Genomic DNA, 14,954 nt, shown 5'->3' with positions numbered 1-14,954 from the left:
CGACTTCACCGTGTGGCTCCCGCCGCATCCACGGCCGCATCCACGGACGCACCCACGGCCGCATCCGCCGCTTCTTCTTCCGGTGACTGGGCCTGATGGAACACCAGGTCCTCCACCGGCTGCCCCCCGCAGAGGTGCTGCTCGATGATGCGGTCCATATTCTCCGGCGTCACGTTGTAGTACCAGGTGCCGTCAGGCTGCACACACACAATCGGCCCGCCCTTGCAGGCCGCAAAACAACTGGCCCGGGTCCGTTTGACCCGCAGTGGGCCGGCGTTGAGTCCGGCCGCTTTGAACTTGTCCCCCAGGCTGTCAAACAGGGCTTGAGACGCGCCGTCACTGGTGCATCGCTCTCCGGTACACACGAGGATGTGACGCCGGTAGTCGCCGATCTTGGGCTTGATGATCTCCGGCTGGCTCATGCCACATCCTCCTCGGCCTGCGCGGGTTCTTCCAGGGCCTCTTCCGGCTCGGCCAGCACCTCGGCAATGTAGTCTTCCGGCAGGCGATGGCGCCGGGCCAGCGCGGCGACGTCCGCCCCTTCTGCATGCTCCAGCTTCACCTGCTGCAGCCAGCCCAGCAGCCCGGTGGACAAGGAACGTCCCGCCTTCTCACCTTCACGCGTGCTGCCGCCATCGGCCATGTCGTATTTGTTGGCATAACCCCGTGGTGTCACCATCAGCCCGTGGCGGATGAAGGTGTTGCTGTTGCCGATGAGCACGGTGCTGAGCATGCCAATGTCCGCCTCCGCCATCTGGTCCAGCGTGGTGAAGACGATGTTCTGTCGGCGCCGATAGCCACTCTTGACGATGGCCACTGGCGTGTCCGCCCGACGGTGCCGCAGGAACAGCCGCTGCGCTTCCACGATCTGCCGGGTGCGGCGGCCGCTCTTCGGGTTGTAGAGCGCCACCACAAAGTCGGCCATGGCCACGGCATCGAGCCGGCGGGCAATGGTGGGCCAGGGGGTGAGCAGGTCGGACAACGAGATGGCGCAGAAGTCATGCGTCAGCGGTGCACCGACCAGGGCCGCGCAGCTGTTCAGTGCCGACGCGCCGGGGATGATCTCCACCTGCACCGTGTCTTCGGGCGTCCATCCGGCCTGGAACAGCACTTCATAGGTCGGGCCGGCCATGCCGTACACCCCGGCATCACCCGATGAGATGAGGGCCACCTTCTTGCCCTGCCGGGCGGCTTCCAGAGCGCTCACTGCCCGGTCCAGCTCTTCCGTCATGGATTTGCGGATGATCTCCTTGCCCTCGATGAGATCGGCCACCAGCTTGATGTAGGTGACATAGCCGATGACCACATCGGCCTCGGCAATGGCATCACGCGCGCGTTGGGTCATGTGCTCCACGCTGCCGGGGCCGATGCCCACCAGCATGATCTTTCCGGCGCTGGGGGCTGCGGCTGCGGGGGTGTCCTGTGTCATGGCGTTTTCCTTGCAATCGATACGGTGGCGTGGCGGCCATCGTTGCCGCGGTGGCGCAGTTTCTCCAGCACCAGTGCGGTCATGGGGGTGTGGGGGCCGGCGGCCAGCAGGGCGGCCGCCTCGCTGACAGAGGGCGTGCCGGTGTGGCGGCGAACGGTCTCCGACGGGTTGGGCACCGGTACAGCGGCCAGAGCCTCCGGCGGGAAGAACTGCAGCGGCCAGCCGTGTGCGGCGGCGAGGTCCAGCAGGCCCTGTTCATCGGCCTTGAGCGTGATGCTGGCCACCGCCTTGACCTGGCCGGCCAACACCCCGGCCTGCGCCAGGGCCAGGTCCACCGCTTCCTGGATCGTGGCCTGCGCCGTCCCCCGGTCGCAGCCGATGCCCAGGGTGACCAGGAAGGGCGTCATGCAGCCGCCCCGGGGGTGCCCGGTTGGTTGGCTTCGGGCGGACGGTAGACCACCAGCCGCTCCTGCAACTGCTCCCACAGAGTGGGCGCCACCGGCGCATGGGTCACCCACAGCACGGCGGCAAAGCGGGAGAGATCGACGTCCTTGAAGTGGTCAAACAGATGCACGTTGCCCGGCAAGGGCGTTGGCCGTGTCCACCAGTGGCGGCTGCCGGCCTCCTGCACAAATGCGATGGGCTCACCATTCACCACATGGGCGGAGACCCGGGTGATGTTGATCTTCGGCGCTTCCACCCGCCAGCCGAGATGGCGGCCCAGAATGTCCACCGGAATGGTCTTGCCCACATCGGACGCGGTGGTGAGCACCGGTGTGGCGCCGATCAGGTCAGCCACCCGCTCGCTCCATTCGTTGGCCCCGCCCACATGGCCGGACAGCACCGGAATGACGTATTGCCCGGCGTCATCGACCACGATCACGCCGGGGTCCACATCCTTGTCCCGCAGGTGCGGCGCAATCAGCCGCACGACGGCGCCGAGCGACACAAAGAACACCAACTGGTCCTGCTCGGCAAACAGCGGGCCGATCTGGTCCCGCAGCGCGCCGTCATAGGCCTTCACCGTGTTGGGCAGGCCGGCAAAGGCCTCGGCGAATTTGGCGGAAGTGCAGACCTGCGCCTGAGGCAGGGCGGCTGCCAGCTTGGCCGCCTGGGCGGCGCCATGCTTGGTGATGGCAACGATGCACACACGCGGGTCCGTGGCGCTAGTGCTGGCACTCGTGGTGGAGGTGGCGGTGGTGACGACGGTGGTCGCGCCTGCAGTCGCTGTGGGGAGGTTCGCGGGGGAGGAGGGCTGGGAGGCGGTCATGGCGTTTCCAATACGTCCGGAATCGGGCTGCTCTTCTTGAGGCAGCCCTTGATGCGTTCACCGCGAATGCGATGCGGGTTCTTGACGATGAGCAGCGAGAGATAACTGACCTTCTCTCCGCGCAGCGACAACAGGGCGGGCCCGGAGAGGCGCCGCTCGTCCGGTGCCCCCACCCGTTCAATGAAATGCGCGCCGTCCAGCAGTCGACGCTGCTCCAGCCAATCCAGCAGGTCGCCGATCAGCGGTTTGATCTTCATCAGCACCAGCGTGTCGAAGTCCGGCAGCAGGCGCTCCACTGCACTCACGCCATAAGCCGCCGGCACGATGGCCACGGTGTCGTCCTGCTCGGCGAAGGGCGTGTCCACGCTGGCACACGCGGCGGTGAAGGCATTCACGCCGGCGATGGTCTGCACCGGAATGTCGGCATTCAGATGGCGCACGGTGCGTGCCAGATGCCCAAAGGTGGCATAAGTGCTGGCATCACCTTCCACCAGGAACAACACATCCAGGCCGGATTGCAACCACGGCAGCACCGTGTCGGCCGCCTTCAACCAGGCGCGGGCGAGTTTCTCGCCGTCGTGGGTCATCGGGAACAGCAGTTGCGTGTGCTGGGCCGGCGGTGTCAGCCCGGCACGCTGAACGATGTCAAAGGCATAACTGGGCGTCTTGCCGCTGCGGGCGGGATAGACCCAGACGGCATCGGTTCGCTGCAGCGCCTGCCAGGCCGCGCGTGTGATCAGGCCGGGGTCGCCCGGCCCCAGCGACACCCCCCACAAGGTGCCTGGACGCGTGGCGGCGGTCACGGGCGCGCTAACGGGCGCGGATGCGGGCGCGCCGATCGTGTCACTCATCCTGGCCTCCCTGGACGCCTTCAGTGGCCTGCCCGCGCCAGGCGCAGACGATCCACACCGGGTTCTCCGCCACCATGCGATGCATGTGCAGGATCGGCTTGCTGCGGGACGCCTGGATCTGCAGCACGTCCCACATCACCCCCTGGTCGACCAGCGATTGCAGCGCGGCGGTAGCGGTGGCCAGGTTTTCCAGCGTGACGAAGTTCATCACCAGCCGGCCCTGCGGACGCAGCCGTTCCAGAATGCCGCCGATCAGCGTGGCCAGTTCACCGCCGGAGCCGCCGATGAACACGGCGTCCGGGGCTGGCCACGTGTCCAGCCCTTCCGGGGCCTTGCCCCAGTGAAGGCTGTAGTTGCTCACGCCAAAGGCTTCATGGTTGCGGCGGGCAATGGCCACATCCGCCTCATTTTTCTCGATGGCATGCACATGCCCCTGCGGGCACAGGCGGGCGGCTTCCAGGCCTACCGAACCGGAGCCGGCCCCGATATCCCACACCACGCTGTCCGCACGCAACTGCATGCGGGCCAGACTGACCGCCCGCACTTCCTGTTTGGTGATCAGGCCCTTCTCCGGCTGTCGCTGGTGATAGGCCGCATCCGGCAGGCCGAAACGCACCGGCCGGGGGGCCGGCACGTGGCGCCACAGCAGCACCACATTCAGCTCGGCAAACGTCATCTCCGCCGCCTCCGCTGGCGACAGCTGCGGCAACACCCGCTCTTCCGCTTGCAGCAGCCGTTCGGCCACGGCCATATGGAAGTCATCCGCCAGACCTTCCGCCTTCAATAGACGGGCAATGCGGTCCGGGCTGTTGCAGGGGCTGGTGAGCACCAGCAGCCGGTCGTGCTGGCGCAGCGCCTGCGCCAGCGGATACAGGCCATGGCTGGGCCCGTTGCCCCGGTGCCATTCGCCGGCATCCTTGCCATGGGCCGACACAATGCGGGCGTCCTGCCAGGCCAGGCCGATGCGTGCACACGCCAGTTGCAGCGTAGAGAGGTTGGGATGGATCTCCAGCGCATCGATGCACAGATGCTGCGCGAGGTAGGGCGCAATGCCATGGCACAAGGGGTCGCCCGTGGCCAGCACCACGCAGCGCAGCAACTGTTCACGCGCGCTGCGCACCCACTCCGGTACGTGGCTCAAGGCGCCGGTCAGGTCGTGCCGCACGGCGCCCGGCTTGAACCAGGTGCCAAACAGCTCCAGCGTGCGGCTGCCGCCAATGACCACATCCGCCGACCGGATCAGTGCGCCGGCCGTGGCACTCAGGCTGGCCATGCCGTCATCCAGCACGCCGACGATGTGACAAGGGTTGGGATCTTTCACTCGAATTCCTTGATGGCCTCAGAGGTCCGAGGCGGTGTCCGTGTCCAGCAGATGGTCGATGCCGGTGCGTCCAGCGGTGGCCGGGCGCTCGCGTGGGCGAGCCGGGGCGGAGCGAACATCGGCCACGCACTGGCCGTTGAAGTCGCACACCATGACCCGCAGGGCAAAGGCATGGTCGTAACGATCCGGCGCCAGCAGGGTGTCGATGGCGGCCTGCGCCAGCGCGTGGTGGAAGGCATCGCCCAGGCCCCGTTCCACCATCAGCTCGGCACCAAAGCGCGCGGTCTCTGCGGCGGCAATGGCCTGGCAGTCGTCATCGCTGGCACCGATGCGGCGCGCGATCTCGGCCACCAGATCGGTATCCACCACATTGCGATTGGCATGGGTGATGGTCTCGCCCTGGGCGATCTTGGTGAGCTTGCCCACCATCACCGCCAGCACCACCAGCGGGATGGCCTGGGCCACGGCTTCATCCAGTGCGTAACGCAGGAAGTCGCCCATCTGCACAAAGCAGGCTTGTGGCAATTCCGGACGTTCGCTGCGCAGCGCGGCAATGGCGAAGCTTTCGGTGCGCCCGCCGGTGGTCAACGCCACCAGGCCATGGCCCACGGTGGCGGCCACCTGCACGCCCTGCACCACACTGGCGCGCCAGGCGGCGGTGGAGTAGGGCCGCACGATGCCGGTGGTGCCCAGGATGCTGATGCCGCCGAGGATGCCCAGGCGGGCATTGGTGGTCTTGCGGGCCATCTCCTGGCCGCCCGGCACGCTGATGGTGACGGCAATGCCATGTTGCGCCAGCAACTGCGGGGCCGCCTCGCGGAGGTTGTCCGCAATGTTGCGACGCGGCACCGGGTTGATCGCGGGGCCTCCCACTTCCAGGCCGAGGCCCGGCATGGTGACCATGCCGACGCCGTCCCCTGCGTGGAAAGTCACCTCCTGGGCCTGGCCCGGCAGCAGCGTCAGATCAACGGTGAGGTGGGCCCCGTCGGTGCAGTCGGGGTCATCCCCCGCGAACTTGATGACCATGGCATGGGCCGTGGTCTCGTCGCTGCGCCCGTTGTGAACGTCGAACCAGACGCGTTGCCCGTTGGGCAGCAGGCTCTCGATGCGGGCAGGGATCTCGCCGCCAGCTAGCCCCAGTACGGCGGCACGGGCTGCCGCGGCCGCACAGGCGCCCGTGGTGAAACCGGTGCGGGTGCCGCGTGGCGCTGCCTGGCTGTTGTCCTTCATGCACCGGCCCCTTGGGGCCTTGCCGCAGTCCCCTGGGGCGCCGCGTCTGCGCTGCGCTGATGCGCTTCCGCCAGTGCAAGCAGGGCGTGCAGCGCCGCCACCACCAAGGTGGAGCCGCCCTTGCGGCCACGGATGACGATCCAGGGCACTTGCTGCAGCTCGGCCATCAGATCCTTGGACTCTGCGGCGGACACAAAACCCACCGGCATGCCCACCACCAGCGCAGGGCGCACCCCCTCTTCACGGATCAAGCGCACCAGCTCGATCAGCGCGGTGGGCGCATTCCCGATGCCGACGATGGCGCCATCCAGCAAGCCCTGCCGATGGGCCTTTCGCATGGCCTGCACCGCGCGGGTGGTGTCTTGCGCCTGAGCGGCGGCGATCACATCCTCGTCGCTGATGAACTGCCAGGTCTTCATGCCGAAGTGGTTCAGGCGCGGACGGGACAGGCCGGAGCAGATCATCTCCACATCGGCCACCACCGGCGTGCCGCCACGCAGCATGGCGCCCACGCCGGCATGCACGGCCTCCGGATGGAAATCGGTCAGGCCATTGAAGTCGAAGTCGGCATTGGCATGGATCATCCGCCGCACGATGGCCCATTGCTGCGAGGTGTAAGCATGCGGGCCGGCTTCTGCATCGATGATGGAAAAGCTGTCGTGCTCGATGGCCTGACCGGCCCGGGTGAGCTGCTCGGTGATGACGTTGACGGTGCTCATGCCGTCTGGCCCTCGCGGCTCAAGGATGCGGCGGGATGCTGACCATGATCGTGGTGCGCATGCCCGTGATCGTGCTCGTGCTCGTGCCCATGTGCATGCTCATGCTCATGGTGCTCGTGCCCATGTGCATGCTCATGCTCATGGTGCTGATGCCCATGCAGATGAATCGGCTGCTCTTTGGCTGCAGTGCCTGCTGGCGCAGCGTGCGTATGCTCATGCGAATGGCCGTGGCCGGCTTCATGGGCCAGCTCCCGGTAGCTGCAACCGTCACAGGGCAGGCGGCTGTCCGGCACCTGGGCGTCCAGGTCCAGCACGCGCTGGCTCATCAGGTCAAAGATCTCCGGCTCAAACCCGAAATGCTCGGTGCTCTTGAAGCGCACCTGCGGGTACTGCGTCCGCAGATGGTCCACCTGCCGGTGAATGCGCTGCATCAGCGTGCCGGTGTAGAGGTAGTAGGGCAGCACCACGATCTGCTTCATGCCCAGCAGCACCTGCCGCTGCACCACCCGCTCCAGCCGCGGCCAGGTGATGCCGGTGAAAGCCAGGTCCACCAGTTCATGGTCGCCCACTTCCAGCAGCCAGCGGGCCATCTTCGCCATGTCGCCGTTGGCACCCCGGTCCGACGAGCCGCGGCCCAGCAGCACCACGCCCGTGGTGGTGGGGTCCGGCATGTCCAGCGCCTGCATGGCATGGCGCAGGCGGCGTCGCAGCACGGTCAGTACCGGGTCGCAGGCGGTGAGATGGGGTGCCAGCAGGATTTCGGTGCCGGGGCAGGCCGCCCGGGCCTGCTCGATTGCTTCGGGCACTTCCATCTTCACGTGGCCCGCAGCGTTCAGGATCAGCGGCACCACCAGCACGCGGCTGGACTGGCGCGCGGCCTCCAGCAGCCCCTGCTGCAGCGAAGGCGGTGCGAATTCAATGAAGCAGACCTGGATTCGCCAGTCCGGCTGGCGCGTCTGCCATTGCGCAGCAAACGCCAGGATCTCCTGGTTGCCGGAGTCCTCGCGCGAGCCGTGGCCCACAATCAGGATGGTGTCGGTGGCGCTGATCATGCGGTGGCCTTTCGGAATCGATGGGTGAAAGTGGGGTCGTAGAGCTTGGAGCGGGCCAGCGTCTCCCAATGGCGCGAGCCCAGCGTGGGGCTGGCCACGATCATGGCCTGGCTGACCACACCGGCCTCACGGCAGCGCTGCTTGATGTCGGCCAGCGTGCCGCGGATGACGATTTCCTCGCCCGGCCAACTGGCCTTGTGCACCACCAGCATCGGGGCGTCCTCGGCCCAGCCGGCCTGCCGGAGGGCCGCCTCCACCTTGTGCAGCAAGGTGATGGACAGGAAGATGCACAGCGTGGTGTGGTGCGCGGCGAGTGCGGCCAGGTCTTCACCTTCCGGCATCGGCGTGCGGCCGGCGACGCGGGTGAGGATCACGCTCTGGGTGACCTCGGGCAGGGTCATGGATTCACCGGCCGCCGCCATCGACGCCATGGCCGACGACACACCGGGCACCACGCGCCAGGGCACGCCGGCCGCATCCAGTGGCCGGGCCATTTCGATGAGTGCGCCATATAACGCCGGATCGCCGGTCTGCAGCCTCACCACCGTGCCGTGGGTGCGGGTGCGGGTCACCAGCCAGTCGGTCATCTCCTCCAGCGTCATGTCCTTGGAGTCGCGGATGTCGCAGCCGGGCGGTGCATAGGTGGTGGCCGCACGGTCGACGAGCGAGCCGGCAAACAGCACGGCGCCCGCCTGGGCGAGCAGCTTCTGGCCCTTGACGGTGATGAGTTCGGGATCGCCCGGGCCGGCCCCGACGAACCAGACGGTGCCTGGCATGTCAGCCTTCATGGAGTGCGCTTTCTTGAGAATGGGAGAGCGGCTGCGCACGCAGGGTGTGCAGCAGTCGGTCGATGGAGCGGGGCACGGGTTGCGCCGGCAGCAGGCCCTGGCGGACCAGCTCCGCATGCAAGGCCATCACCGGCGGGGGGGACTGGCCGACGTCCCGCCAGGCTTGCGGCTGTGCCAGCAGCGTTTCCACCGGGGCCGACAGTCGGCACTGGCCGGCCGTCATGACGTGGATCTCGTCGGCCCAGTCAGCGGCGAAGCTGGCGTCATGGGTGGAGAGCAACACCGTGACGCCTTGCGACACCAGCCTGTCCAGCAGGCGCTGGAGGTCTTGCTGCATGGGCAGGTCCAGGCCGGCCATCGGCTCGTCCAGCACCAGCAGTTGGGGCCGCATGGCCAGTACCCCGGCCAGGCACACCCGCTTTTTCTGGCCGAAGCTGAGGTGATGCACGGGGGTGCGCGCGTGGGCCTGCATGCCGACGGCGTGCAAGGCCTCGGAGACGCGCTCGCGGACCTCCCGCTCCTTCAATCCGAGGTTGAGCGGGCCGAAGGACACGTCCTCTTCCACATGCGCCGCGAACAACTGGCGGTCCGGATTCTGGAAGACCAGACCGACCTGCTGGCGCAGCGCGCGCAGCCCTTCACGGCCATGGTCGACGCCCCGGCCTTGCCAGCACAAGCGGCCAGCATCGGGTTTCAGCAGACCGTTGAGGTGCTGCATCAGGGTGGTCTTGCCCGCGCCATTGGGGCCCAGCAACGCGTTGCGGCTACCCGCACGCAAGGCGAGGCTGCAGTCACGCAGCCCGGCCGTGCCGTCGGGATACAGATAGGTGGCGGACACCAGCTCGATCAGCGGATTCATGCGGCGCTCCCGCTGCCGGCGCCTGCGGCACCGACCCACGCCGCGCCCGCGATCAACACCAATCCACCCAGCACGGCGACGGCGCATTGCAGCCGCCAGCGCGGATAGCTGGCGGGCAGCACACGGAGTTCGCCATTGAAGTTGCGGGCATCCGCAGCCGCCTGCAGCGCACTGGCGCGGGCCCAGATCTGCACCGCCATCCGGCTGATCAGCAGTGCGCTGGATCGCAAGGCCTGACGGCGTCCGCCATAACCGAGCCGCGCACGCTGCGCGGTCAGGCCGTCCTGCATCGCTTCGGCCAGCACCGCCTGCATGCGGTAGGCCAGGGCCATCAGATCCAGCAGCAGGGCCGGCACATGCAGCCGGCGCAGCAGCCCCAGCAGATCGCCCAGCGGCGTGGTGAGGACCAGCAGCAGCAGGGTGGTGCACAAGGCTGCGGCACGGCTGACAATCATGGCCACCTGAGGCAGCAACTCGGGCGCGAGCCGCCAATGCAGACCGCTGTTCCCAGGAGCCAGCGTCACCAGCATCGTCAGGCAGGAGATGCACAGAAAGCCCAGCGGCGCCAGCGCCACTTTCAGATAGGCCTGCATCGGAACGCCCGCCGCCACCACAGTGAGTGTGGCCATCAGACCCGCGAGCGCGAGGGTGGTCCAAGGGGACGCAGCCAGCCAGGCCGCCGCCATGGCGCCGCCACAGAACAGGGCCTTGGCCGACGGCGCCAGGGGGCGCCACCGGCTGGCATAGGCCAGACGCTCAATGCTCACGGCGACCGTTCTGAGTGGGCGAGGGCATTCCTTCAGCGTCGACATCGGGCCGCCGGTCATGGGCCACGGAGATGCGCAGCTCCGCTGCGGCATCGACCGCATCTGCCGTATTGTCCGTAGCGGTGGCCGTACCCACCACATGGCCAGCAGTGGCAGCCTTTGCCGCCGCCGCACGTGCCCGCGACAGACCCAACCAATAACCGATCACCCCGGCGCCCGCTGCCGCCTGCAACGCAAACAGCAAGGACGCGATTTCATTGCTGGACGGTTCCAGCACCGGGCTGAACCAGGGTTTGTAATCCGGTGCGATCTGCGTGATGGCTTGCTGGGCACGGCTGTCCGCCCCTTCAAACAGCTCCCCTTCCGCGCCGCTGGCATTCGCCGGAGCCTTGCTCACCCACATCAGTGGGAGCGCCGTCAGTGCAAGCACCGCTGCCCACATCGTCCAGGTCGCGACCCGGCTCATTGGGGTGGCCGGCGCCTCGCTCATCGTCTCACTCACGCCATCCGATATCGGTGGGCGGATGCGCTGGCTCATGGTGCCGCCCTCCGCGCATGGGCCAGCACCGGCATGAGCCGCAGCTCACGCGCATTGAATTGCGCCATGGCATTCACGACCAACACCGTCAACAGCCCTTCGGTGATGGCCAGCGGCAGCTGGGTCAGCGCAAAGATGCCGGCGAATTTTTCGAAGGACAGCAGCACACCGCCCACCGGGTCCGGAAATGCCAGCGCCAGTTGCAGCGACGTGGTGACATAGGTGGCGAGGTCCCCCAGGCAGGCCGCCAGGAAGACGCACAGGCTGCGCCCCATCCCCAGCGCACAGCCCAGGCGGAACACACCGTACGCCACAAAGGGCCCCACGATGGCCATCGAAAAAACATTCGCCCCGAGCGTGGTCAAGCCGCCATGCGCCAGCAGCAGGGCCTGGAACAGCAGCACCACAAACCCCACCGGCACCATGGCCGCAGGCCCGAACAGCAGGGCCCCCAACCCCACGCCGGTGGGATGCGAACAACTGCCGGTGACCGAAGGCAGCTTCAGCGCCGACAGCAGGAAGGCAAACGCGGCACTGACGCCGAGCAGCATGCGGTGCTCGGGATGGGCGCGCAGGCGGCGGCCCATGGAGGCCAGGCCCCAGGCCAGAAAGGGTGCGGACGCCACCGTCCACGCAAGCGCATGCTTGAAAGGCAGGAAGCCCTCCATGATGTGCATTCGATACCTCCCGTCGAATGGTTCAAACTCGACACCAATCACGGGAGCTACGGCGGCAACATCAGCAACCACAAGGCCATCAAGGGCGGTGCGGTACCGACAGCGGCTTCCCTCGCCCCGGGGAATGGTGCTGACATCTCGCCATCGGGCCGGTATTCTGGCTCGCCGTCATCCTTGCCTGCGCCTTCCCGTGACATTCACAGTGGCTGGTATGCAGGTTCGTCTGGCTTACAGCAGCGGGGGCTGCACCGGACTGGTGGTGGGGCCTTGCGATCCCACCACGTCACCGGTTTCCCGTTTAACGCTCTTCCCCATCGGAAAGAACGCACCCAAGGCGAGGCGGATGTTAACCGCTTCGGGCGGTGGCGGGCATCTCGATCAACCCGCGACGCGGAATTGCTCGGTCACCGCCGCACCTTCCATGGCCGGGTCCGACACTGACGGCTGGCCGGTCTCGATGTGGCCCGCAAAGCGGCGCAGGAAGTCCGCCTGGCCGCCCACACGCACCGAGACGTCATACCAGTGGGCGCTGGTGGACACCGGAATCCGCAGTACGCTGCTGCTGCGTGACGGCACATTCACCGTCTGCGCCGGGACTTGCCGGTACTTGTTGTGTACCAGGGTGAAGCTGGCAGCCACCGGGCCGGTGTTGGTGAGCGTGAGCACCAGTTCACCGCTGGCCGGCTCGGCGCGGGCTCCCACATCCGGGTTGGGCTGGCCGGCGGCGGCCGCGCGTCGGGCATTGCCTGCCAGGTGGCGATGGAAGCCGTTGGGGCCCATCACCCACAGGTCGTAGGCACCACTGCTGGCCGGCGTGAAGCTGCCGGTGAGCTGCTTGCCCGGTTCCACCGTGTAGCGGCGTGGCAGCTCCGGGAGACGCAGGCGGTCGTACACATGGAACACCGCAGCGGCGCGGCCGGTGTTCTCGAAGTTCAGAGCGACGGTGGAGGCCCCCAGCGCGGCGGCCGGTGCAATCCGGGCGCTGACCTGCAGGTCATAAGGCAGTGGCCGTGCGGGCCGCACACCCGTGGCCTGGCTCGGTGCAACCACGCTGCCGGGAAGGACCGGGGTGGTGGTGCCGGGCAGCGCGCGGGCCCGGTTTGCCAGTGCGATGGTGGTGGGCAGCTTGGAGAAGAATTCGCTGTCCTCCGGGTCGGCGAAGTTGAAGCAGGAGGTCAGGTCACCGGCCACGGCGCGGCGCCAGGCGCTGATGTTGGGCTCCATCACGCCGAAGCGGGCCTCCACAAAGCGCAGGAAGGAGGTGTGGTCCGCCACCTGGGAGTTCACCCAGCCACCCTTGCTCCAGGGTGAGATCACATACATCGGCACACGCGGGCCCATGCCGTAGGGGCGGTGCAGGGTCTGCGGTGCGGAGCCATTCAGAATCTCGTGGTACTCACCGGTCGTGTCCACCGTGGAGGCACCCGCGAGCAGGGCCTTGGCGGGGTCCGCATCCCAGGCCACATACGACGGTGCGGCCGGGGGCGGCACATGGTCGAAGAAGCCGTCGTTTTCATCGAAGTTGACGAACAGCACGGTCTTGCTCCAGACCTCCGGATTGGCGGTCAGCGCATCCAGCACCTTGGCGGTGTAGTCCGCGCCCTGGGCGGGGCTGGACGGGCCGGGATGCTCGGAACCCTCGGCGGTGGCCACGATCCACGACACCTGCGGCAGGCGGTTGTTCAGCACGTCCTCGCGCAGCAGGTCCAGGTCGCGCGTGGAAATGCCGCGGTCTTTCAGGGCCTGTGAATATCCCGGGCGCTGATACCAACCGTCGCGGAAGACCTTGAAGCCGGCCAGCGAGTTGTCCGTGAAGTTGTCGTCCATGTTCTGGTAGACCTGCCAGCTGATGCCGGCGGCCTGCAGACGCTCGGGATAGGTCGTCCAGGTGTAGTCATCGGCGGGATTGGCGTTGAACCAATCGTGGCTGTTGTCGGTGGACGGGCCATTGCCTTTGCGCAGCGGGTCATTGGTGCCGGTCCAGAGAAAGAGCCGGTTGGTGTTGGTGCCCGTCTGTGTGGCGCAGTGGTAGGCGTCGCAGAGCGTGAAGGCATTCGCCAGCGCGTACTGGAAGGGCAGGTCGGCCGACTGGTAATGCCCCATCGAATGGTTCTGCTTGGCGCGCGGCCAGGCATTCATGCGGCCCTGGTCCCAGGCAGCCTGGGCATCGGTCCAGGAGTGGGGCGTGCCGCTCACCCGCATCACCGAAAAGTTCTGGGTGGTGTTGAGGTGGAAGGGCGCAATCGCCGGCACGGCGGTGCCGGCCACGGTGGGTTGCGTCCAGACGGTCTTGCCGACGATGCCGGCGGCCGGTTGATCCGCGACCGGGATCGGGAACGGATCGGCAAAACCACGCACGCCGTTGAGCGTGCCGAAGTAATGGTCAAACGACCGGTTCTCCTGCGTCAGGATGACGATGTGCTCCACATCCCGGATGGTGCCGGTGCGGCGGGCTGCGGGGATGGAGAGGGCGCGTGCAATGGCGGGCGGAAAGCTGGCCAGGGCGGCGGTGGCGCCGGCCGTGCCGGCCATGGCGCGCAGAAACTGCCGACGCGCGGCGGATGGGGAGGGCGAATCGGAATGGGACATGGCAGGGCTCCTTGGGCTCAGGCGTGGCGACGGCGGCGGGCGACAAAACCGACCAGCCCGAGGCCGGCCAGGCTCAGCACGGCGGTGGAAGGTTCCGGCACGGCGGCGGTGAAGGTCAGGTCGTCCATCACGAAGTTGGCCGGGTCGTTGCTGCGGAAGACCAGGCGGTCCAACAGGCCGCTGTAGCTGGAGGCGAGGAACACCGGCGAGGCGCTCAGGTCCAGCGTGGCCGTGCTGGCCACCAGGGTGCCGCCGCTGTAGAGGTCGATGGTGACGGACACGCCCTCATAACCGGCGAACCAGGCCCCGGCGAAGCTGCTGGCGGTCTGGAAGCGGACCGCGCTGGTGTCGGCGCCGCCGTCCCAGCCCAGGGTGGCGCGGCGGTCGCCGGAATGGGCCGCAAACGGCGCTTGTTCACCGGCGTACTGGAACCAGCTGCTGCCCGACCAGTCGAGCCCGCCGTAATGGACCGGAACATCGCCGTCGTCACCCAGATCGTCGAAGGTGAGGACCGTGGCCGACGCCAGCGACGGGAGCAGCGAGGTGGTCAGCGCCAGTGCAAGCGGCAGGGCCAGGCGGCAAAGTTGGGGAATGGAAAGACGCGGGATGGAAAGACGCGGGATGGAAACACGCATGAGGAAAGCTCCTGAAGATCGGACCTTGGGGGCGGTCGGCAGGGGCAGGGCCCTTGTGCGCGCCGCTGCGAGCCGGCTGCATCTTCAGGAGGGCGTTTGACAGTCGGGTGAATGCTTTGTGTCAATGCCGGAGCGGCGGCGAGGGCATCGGCGGCGTGTCCCCGGAAACGGTGCTGTTACCTGCGCTTCAAGAGGCTGTCATTCGGCGGCGCGTTCTTGGAGCACCGGG

General features: G+C 67.5%; 16 protein-coding genes and 1 riboswitch. All 16 genes read right to left on the bottom strand.

Features of this window, described 5'->3' with window-relative positions; translation table 11 throughout:
- Positions 1-5 precede the first annotated feature (5 nt).
- Positions 6-422 carry a (2Fe-2S) ferredoxin domain-containing protein gene (locus OU995_RS01690; RefSeq protein ID WP_267833615.1) on the bottom strand — a complete coding sequence of 139 codons (417 nt, stop codon included), beginning with the start codon at positions 420-422 and terminating at the stop codon, positions 6-8.
- Positions 419-1,429 (bottom strand): precorrin-3B C(17)-methyltransferase, encoded by a 1,011-nt coding sequence (gene cobJ, locus OU995_RS01685; RefSeq protein ID WP_267833614.1) that lies wholly within the window; start codon positions 1,427-1,429, stop codon positions 419-421. Before cobJ ends, OU995_RS01690 begins: the two co-directional genes overlap by 4 nt.
- Positions 1,426-1,836, bottom strand: coding sequence for a cobalamin biosynthesis protein (locus OU995_RS01680; RefSeq protein ID WP_267833613.1), 411 nt, complete (start codon positions 1,834-1,836; stop codon positions 1,426-1,428). The genes cobJ and OU995_RS01680 overlap by 4 nt, the downstream gene beginning before the upstream one ends.
- Complete coding sequence (locus OU995_RS01675) at positions 1,833-2,699, bottom strand: cobalamin biosynthesis central domain-containing protein (RefSeq protein ID WP_267833612.1); 867 nt, start codon at positions 2,697-2,699, stop codon at positions 1,833-1,835. Before OU995_RS01675 ends, OU995_RS01680 begins: the two co-directional genes overlap by 4 nt.
- Complete coding sequence (gene cobI, locus OU995_RS01670; protein ID WP_267833611.1) at positions 2,696-3,550, bottom strand: precorrin-2 C(20)-methyltransferase; 855 nt, start codon at positions 3,548-3,550, stop codon at positions 2,696-2,698. The genes OU995_RS01675 and cobI overlap by 4 nt, the downstream gene beginning before the upstream one ends.
- A complete protein-coding gene (gene cbiE, locus OU995_RS01665) occupies positions 3,543-4,877 on the bottom strand; it encodes a precorrin-6y C5,15-methyltransferase (decarboxylating) subunit CbiE (protein WP_267836143.1) in 1,335 nt (444 codons plus the stop codon). Before cbiE ends, cobI begins: the two co-directional genes overlap by 8 nt.
- 12 nt (positions 4,878-4,889) lie before the next feature.
- The gene (locus OU995_RS01660; RefSeq protein ID WP_267833610.1) at positions 4,890-6,101 is read right to left on the bottom strand and encodes a cobalt-precorrin-5B (C(1))-methyltransferase; all 1,212 of its coding nucleotides are present in this window, start codon (positions 6,099-6,101) and stop codon (positions 4,890-4,892) included.
- Positions 6,098-6,820, bottom strand: a complete 723-nt coding sequence (locus OU995_RS01655; protein ID WP_267833609.1) for a precorrin-8X methylmutase — start codon at positions 6,818-6,820, stop codon at positions 6,098-6,100. The genes OU995_RS01660 and OU995_RS01655 overlap by 4 nt, the downstream gene beginning before the upstream one ends.
- Positions 6,817-7,872 carry a sirohydrochlorin chelatase gene (locus tag OU995_RS01650; protein ID WP_267833608.1) on the bottom strand — a complete coding sequence of 352 codons (1,056 nt, stop codon included), beginning with the start codon at positions 7,870-7,872 and terminating at the stop codon, positions 6,817-6,819. Before OU995_RS01650 ends, OU995_RS01655 begins: the two co-directional genes overlap by 4 nt.
- Positions 7,869-8,648, bottom strand: coding sequence for a precorrin-4 C(11)-methyltransferase (gene cobM / locus OU995_RS01645; RefSeq protein WP_267833607.1), 780 nt, complete (start codon positions 8,646-8,648; stop codon positions 7,869-7,871). Before cobM ends, OU995_RS01650 begins: the two co-directional genes overlap by 4 nt.
- Position 8,649: 1 nt before the next feature.
- Positions 8,650-9,519 (bottom strand): energy-coupling factor ABC transporter ATP-binding protein, encoded by an 870-nt coding sequence (locus tag OU995_RS01640; protein ID WP_267833606.1) that lies wholly within the window; start codon positions 9,517-9,519, stop codon positions 8,650-8,652.
- Positions 9,516-10,286, bottom strand: coding sequence for a CbiQ family ECF transporter T component (locus tag OU995_RS01635; protein ID WP_267833605.1), 771 nt, complete (start codon positions 10,284-10,286; stop codon positions 9,516-9,518). The genes OU995_RS01640 and OU995_RS01635 overlap by 4 nt, the downstream gene beginning before the upstream one ends.
- The gene (locus OU995_RS01630) at positions 10,276-10,824 is read right to left on the bottom strand and encodes an energy-coupling factor ABC transporter substrate-binding protein (protein ID WP_267833604.1); all 549 of its coding nucleotides are present in this window, start codon (positions 10,822-10,824) and stop codon (positions 10,276-10,278) included. Before OU995_RS01630 ends, OU995_RS01635 begins: the two co-directional genes overlap by 11 nt.
- Entirely contained in the window at positions 10,821-11,501 is a 681-nt protein-coding gene (locus tag OU995_RS01625; RefSeq protein ID WP_267833603.1) for an energy-coupling factor ABC transporter permease, read from the bottom strand. The genes OU995_RS01630 and OU995_RS01625 overlap by 4 nt, the downstream gene beginning before the upstream one ends.
- Before the next feature lie 129 nt (positions 11,502-11,630).
- Positions 11,631-11,849: riboswitch (cobalamin riboswitch) on the bottom strand.
- Between the two features lie 30 nt (positions 11,850-11,879).
- Entirely contained in the window at positions 11,880-14,090 is a 2,211-nt protein-coding gene (locus OU995_RS01620; RefSeq protein ID WP_267833602.1) for a phosphocholine-specific phospholipase C, read from the bottom strand.
- 17 nt (positions 14,091-14,107) lie between these two features.
- Positions 14,108-14,725, bottom strand: a complete 618-nt coding sequence (locus OU995_RS01615; RefSeq protein WP_267833601.1) for a PEP-CTERM sorting domain-containing protein — start codon at positions 14,723-14,725, stop codon at positions 14,108-14,110.
- Positions 14,726-14,954 lie beyond the last annotated feature (229 nt).

The organism is Roseateles sp. SL47 (assembly GCF_026625885.1).
Lineage (GTDB): Bacteria > Pseudomonadota > Gammaproteobacteria > Burkholderiales > Burkholderiaceae_C > Roseateles.
Note: the sequence above shows the minus strand (reverse complement) of the source record. Positions and strands in the feature narration are given on the sequence as shown.

Coding starts and splice junctions, on each gene's coding strand:
- OU995_RS01660 (WP_267833610.1), bottom strand. CDS start 6,101: ATGAAGGACAACAGCCAGGCAGCGCCACGCGGCACCCGCACCGGTTTC.
- OU995_RS01680 (WP_267833613.1), bottom strand. CDS start 1,836: ATGACGCCCTTCCTGGTCACCCTGGGCATCGGCTGCGACCGGGGGACG.
- OU995_RS01675 (WP_267833612.1), bottom strand. CDS start 2,699: ATGACCGCCTCCCAGCCCTCCTCCCCCGCGAACCTCCCCACAGCGACT.
- OU995_RS01630 (WP_267833604.1), bottom strand. CDS start 10,824: ATGAGCCAGCGCATCCGCCCACCGATATCGGATGGCGTGAGTGAGACG.
- OU995_RS01650 (WP_267833608.1), bottom strand. CDS start 7,872: ATGATCAGCGCCACCGACACCATCCTGATTGTGGGCCACGGCTCGCGC.
- OU995_RS01625 (WP_267833603.1), bottom strand. CDS start 11,501: ATGCACATCATGGAGGGCTTCCTGCCTTTCAAGCATGCGCTTGCGTGG.
- cobI (WP_267833611.1), bottom strand. CDS start 3,550: ATGAGTGACACGATCGGCGCGCCCGCATCCGCGCCCGTTAGCGCGCCC.
- cobM (WP_267833607.1), bottom strand. CDS start 8,648: ATGCCAGGCACCGTCTGGTTCGTCGGGGCCGGCCCGGGCGATCCCGAA.
- OU995_RS01690 (WP_267833615.1), bottom strand. CDS start 422: ATGAGCCAGCCGGAGATCATCAAGCCCAAGATCGGCGACTACCGGCGT.
- OU995_RS01620 (WP_267833602.1), bottom strand. CDS start 14,090: ATGTCCCATTCCGATTCGCCCTCCCCATCCGCCGCGCGTCGGCAGTTT.
- OU995_RS01615 (WP_267833601.1), bottom strand. CDS start 14,725: ATGCGTGTTTCCATCCCGCGTCTTTCCATCCCGCGTCTTTCCATTCCC.
- cobJ (WP_267833614.1), bottom strand. CDS start 1,429: ATGACACAGGACACCCCCGCAGCCGCAGCCCCCAGCGCCGGAAAGATC.
- OU995_RS01655 (WP_267833609.1), bottom strand. CDS start 6,820: ATGAGCACCGTCAACGTCATCACCGAGCAGCTCACCCGGGCCGGTCAG.
- OU995_RS01640 (WP_267833606.1), bottom strand. CDS start 9,519: ATGAATCCGCTGATCGAGCTGGTGTCCGCCACCTATCTGTATCCCGAC.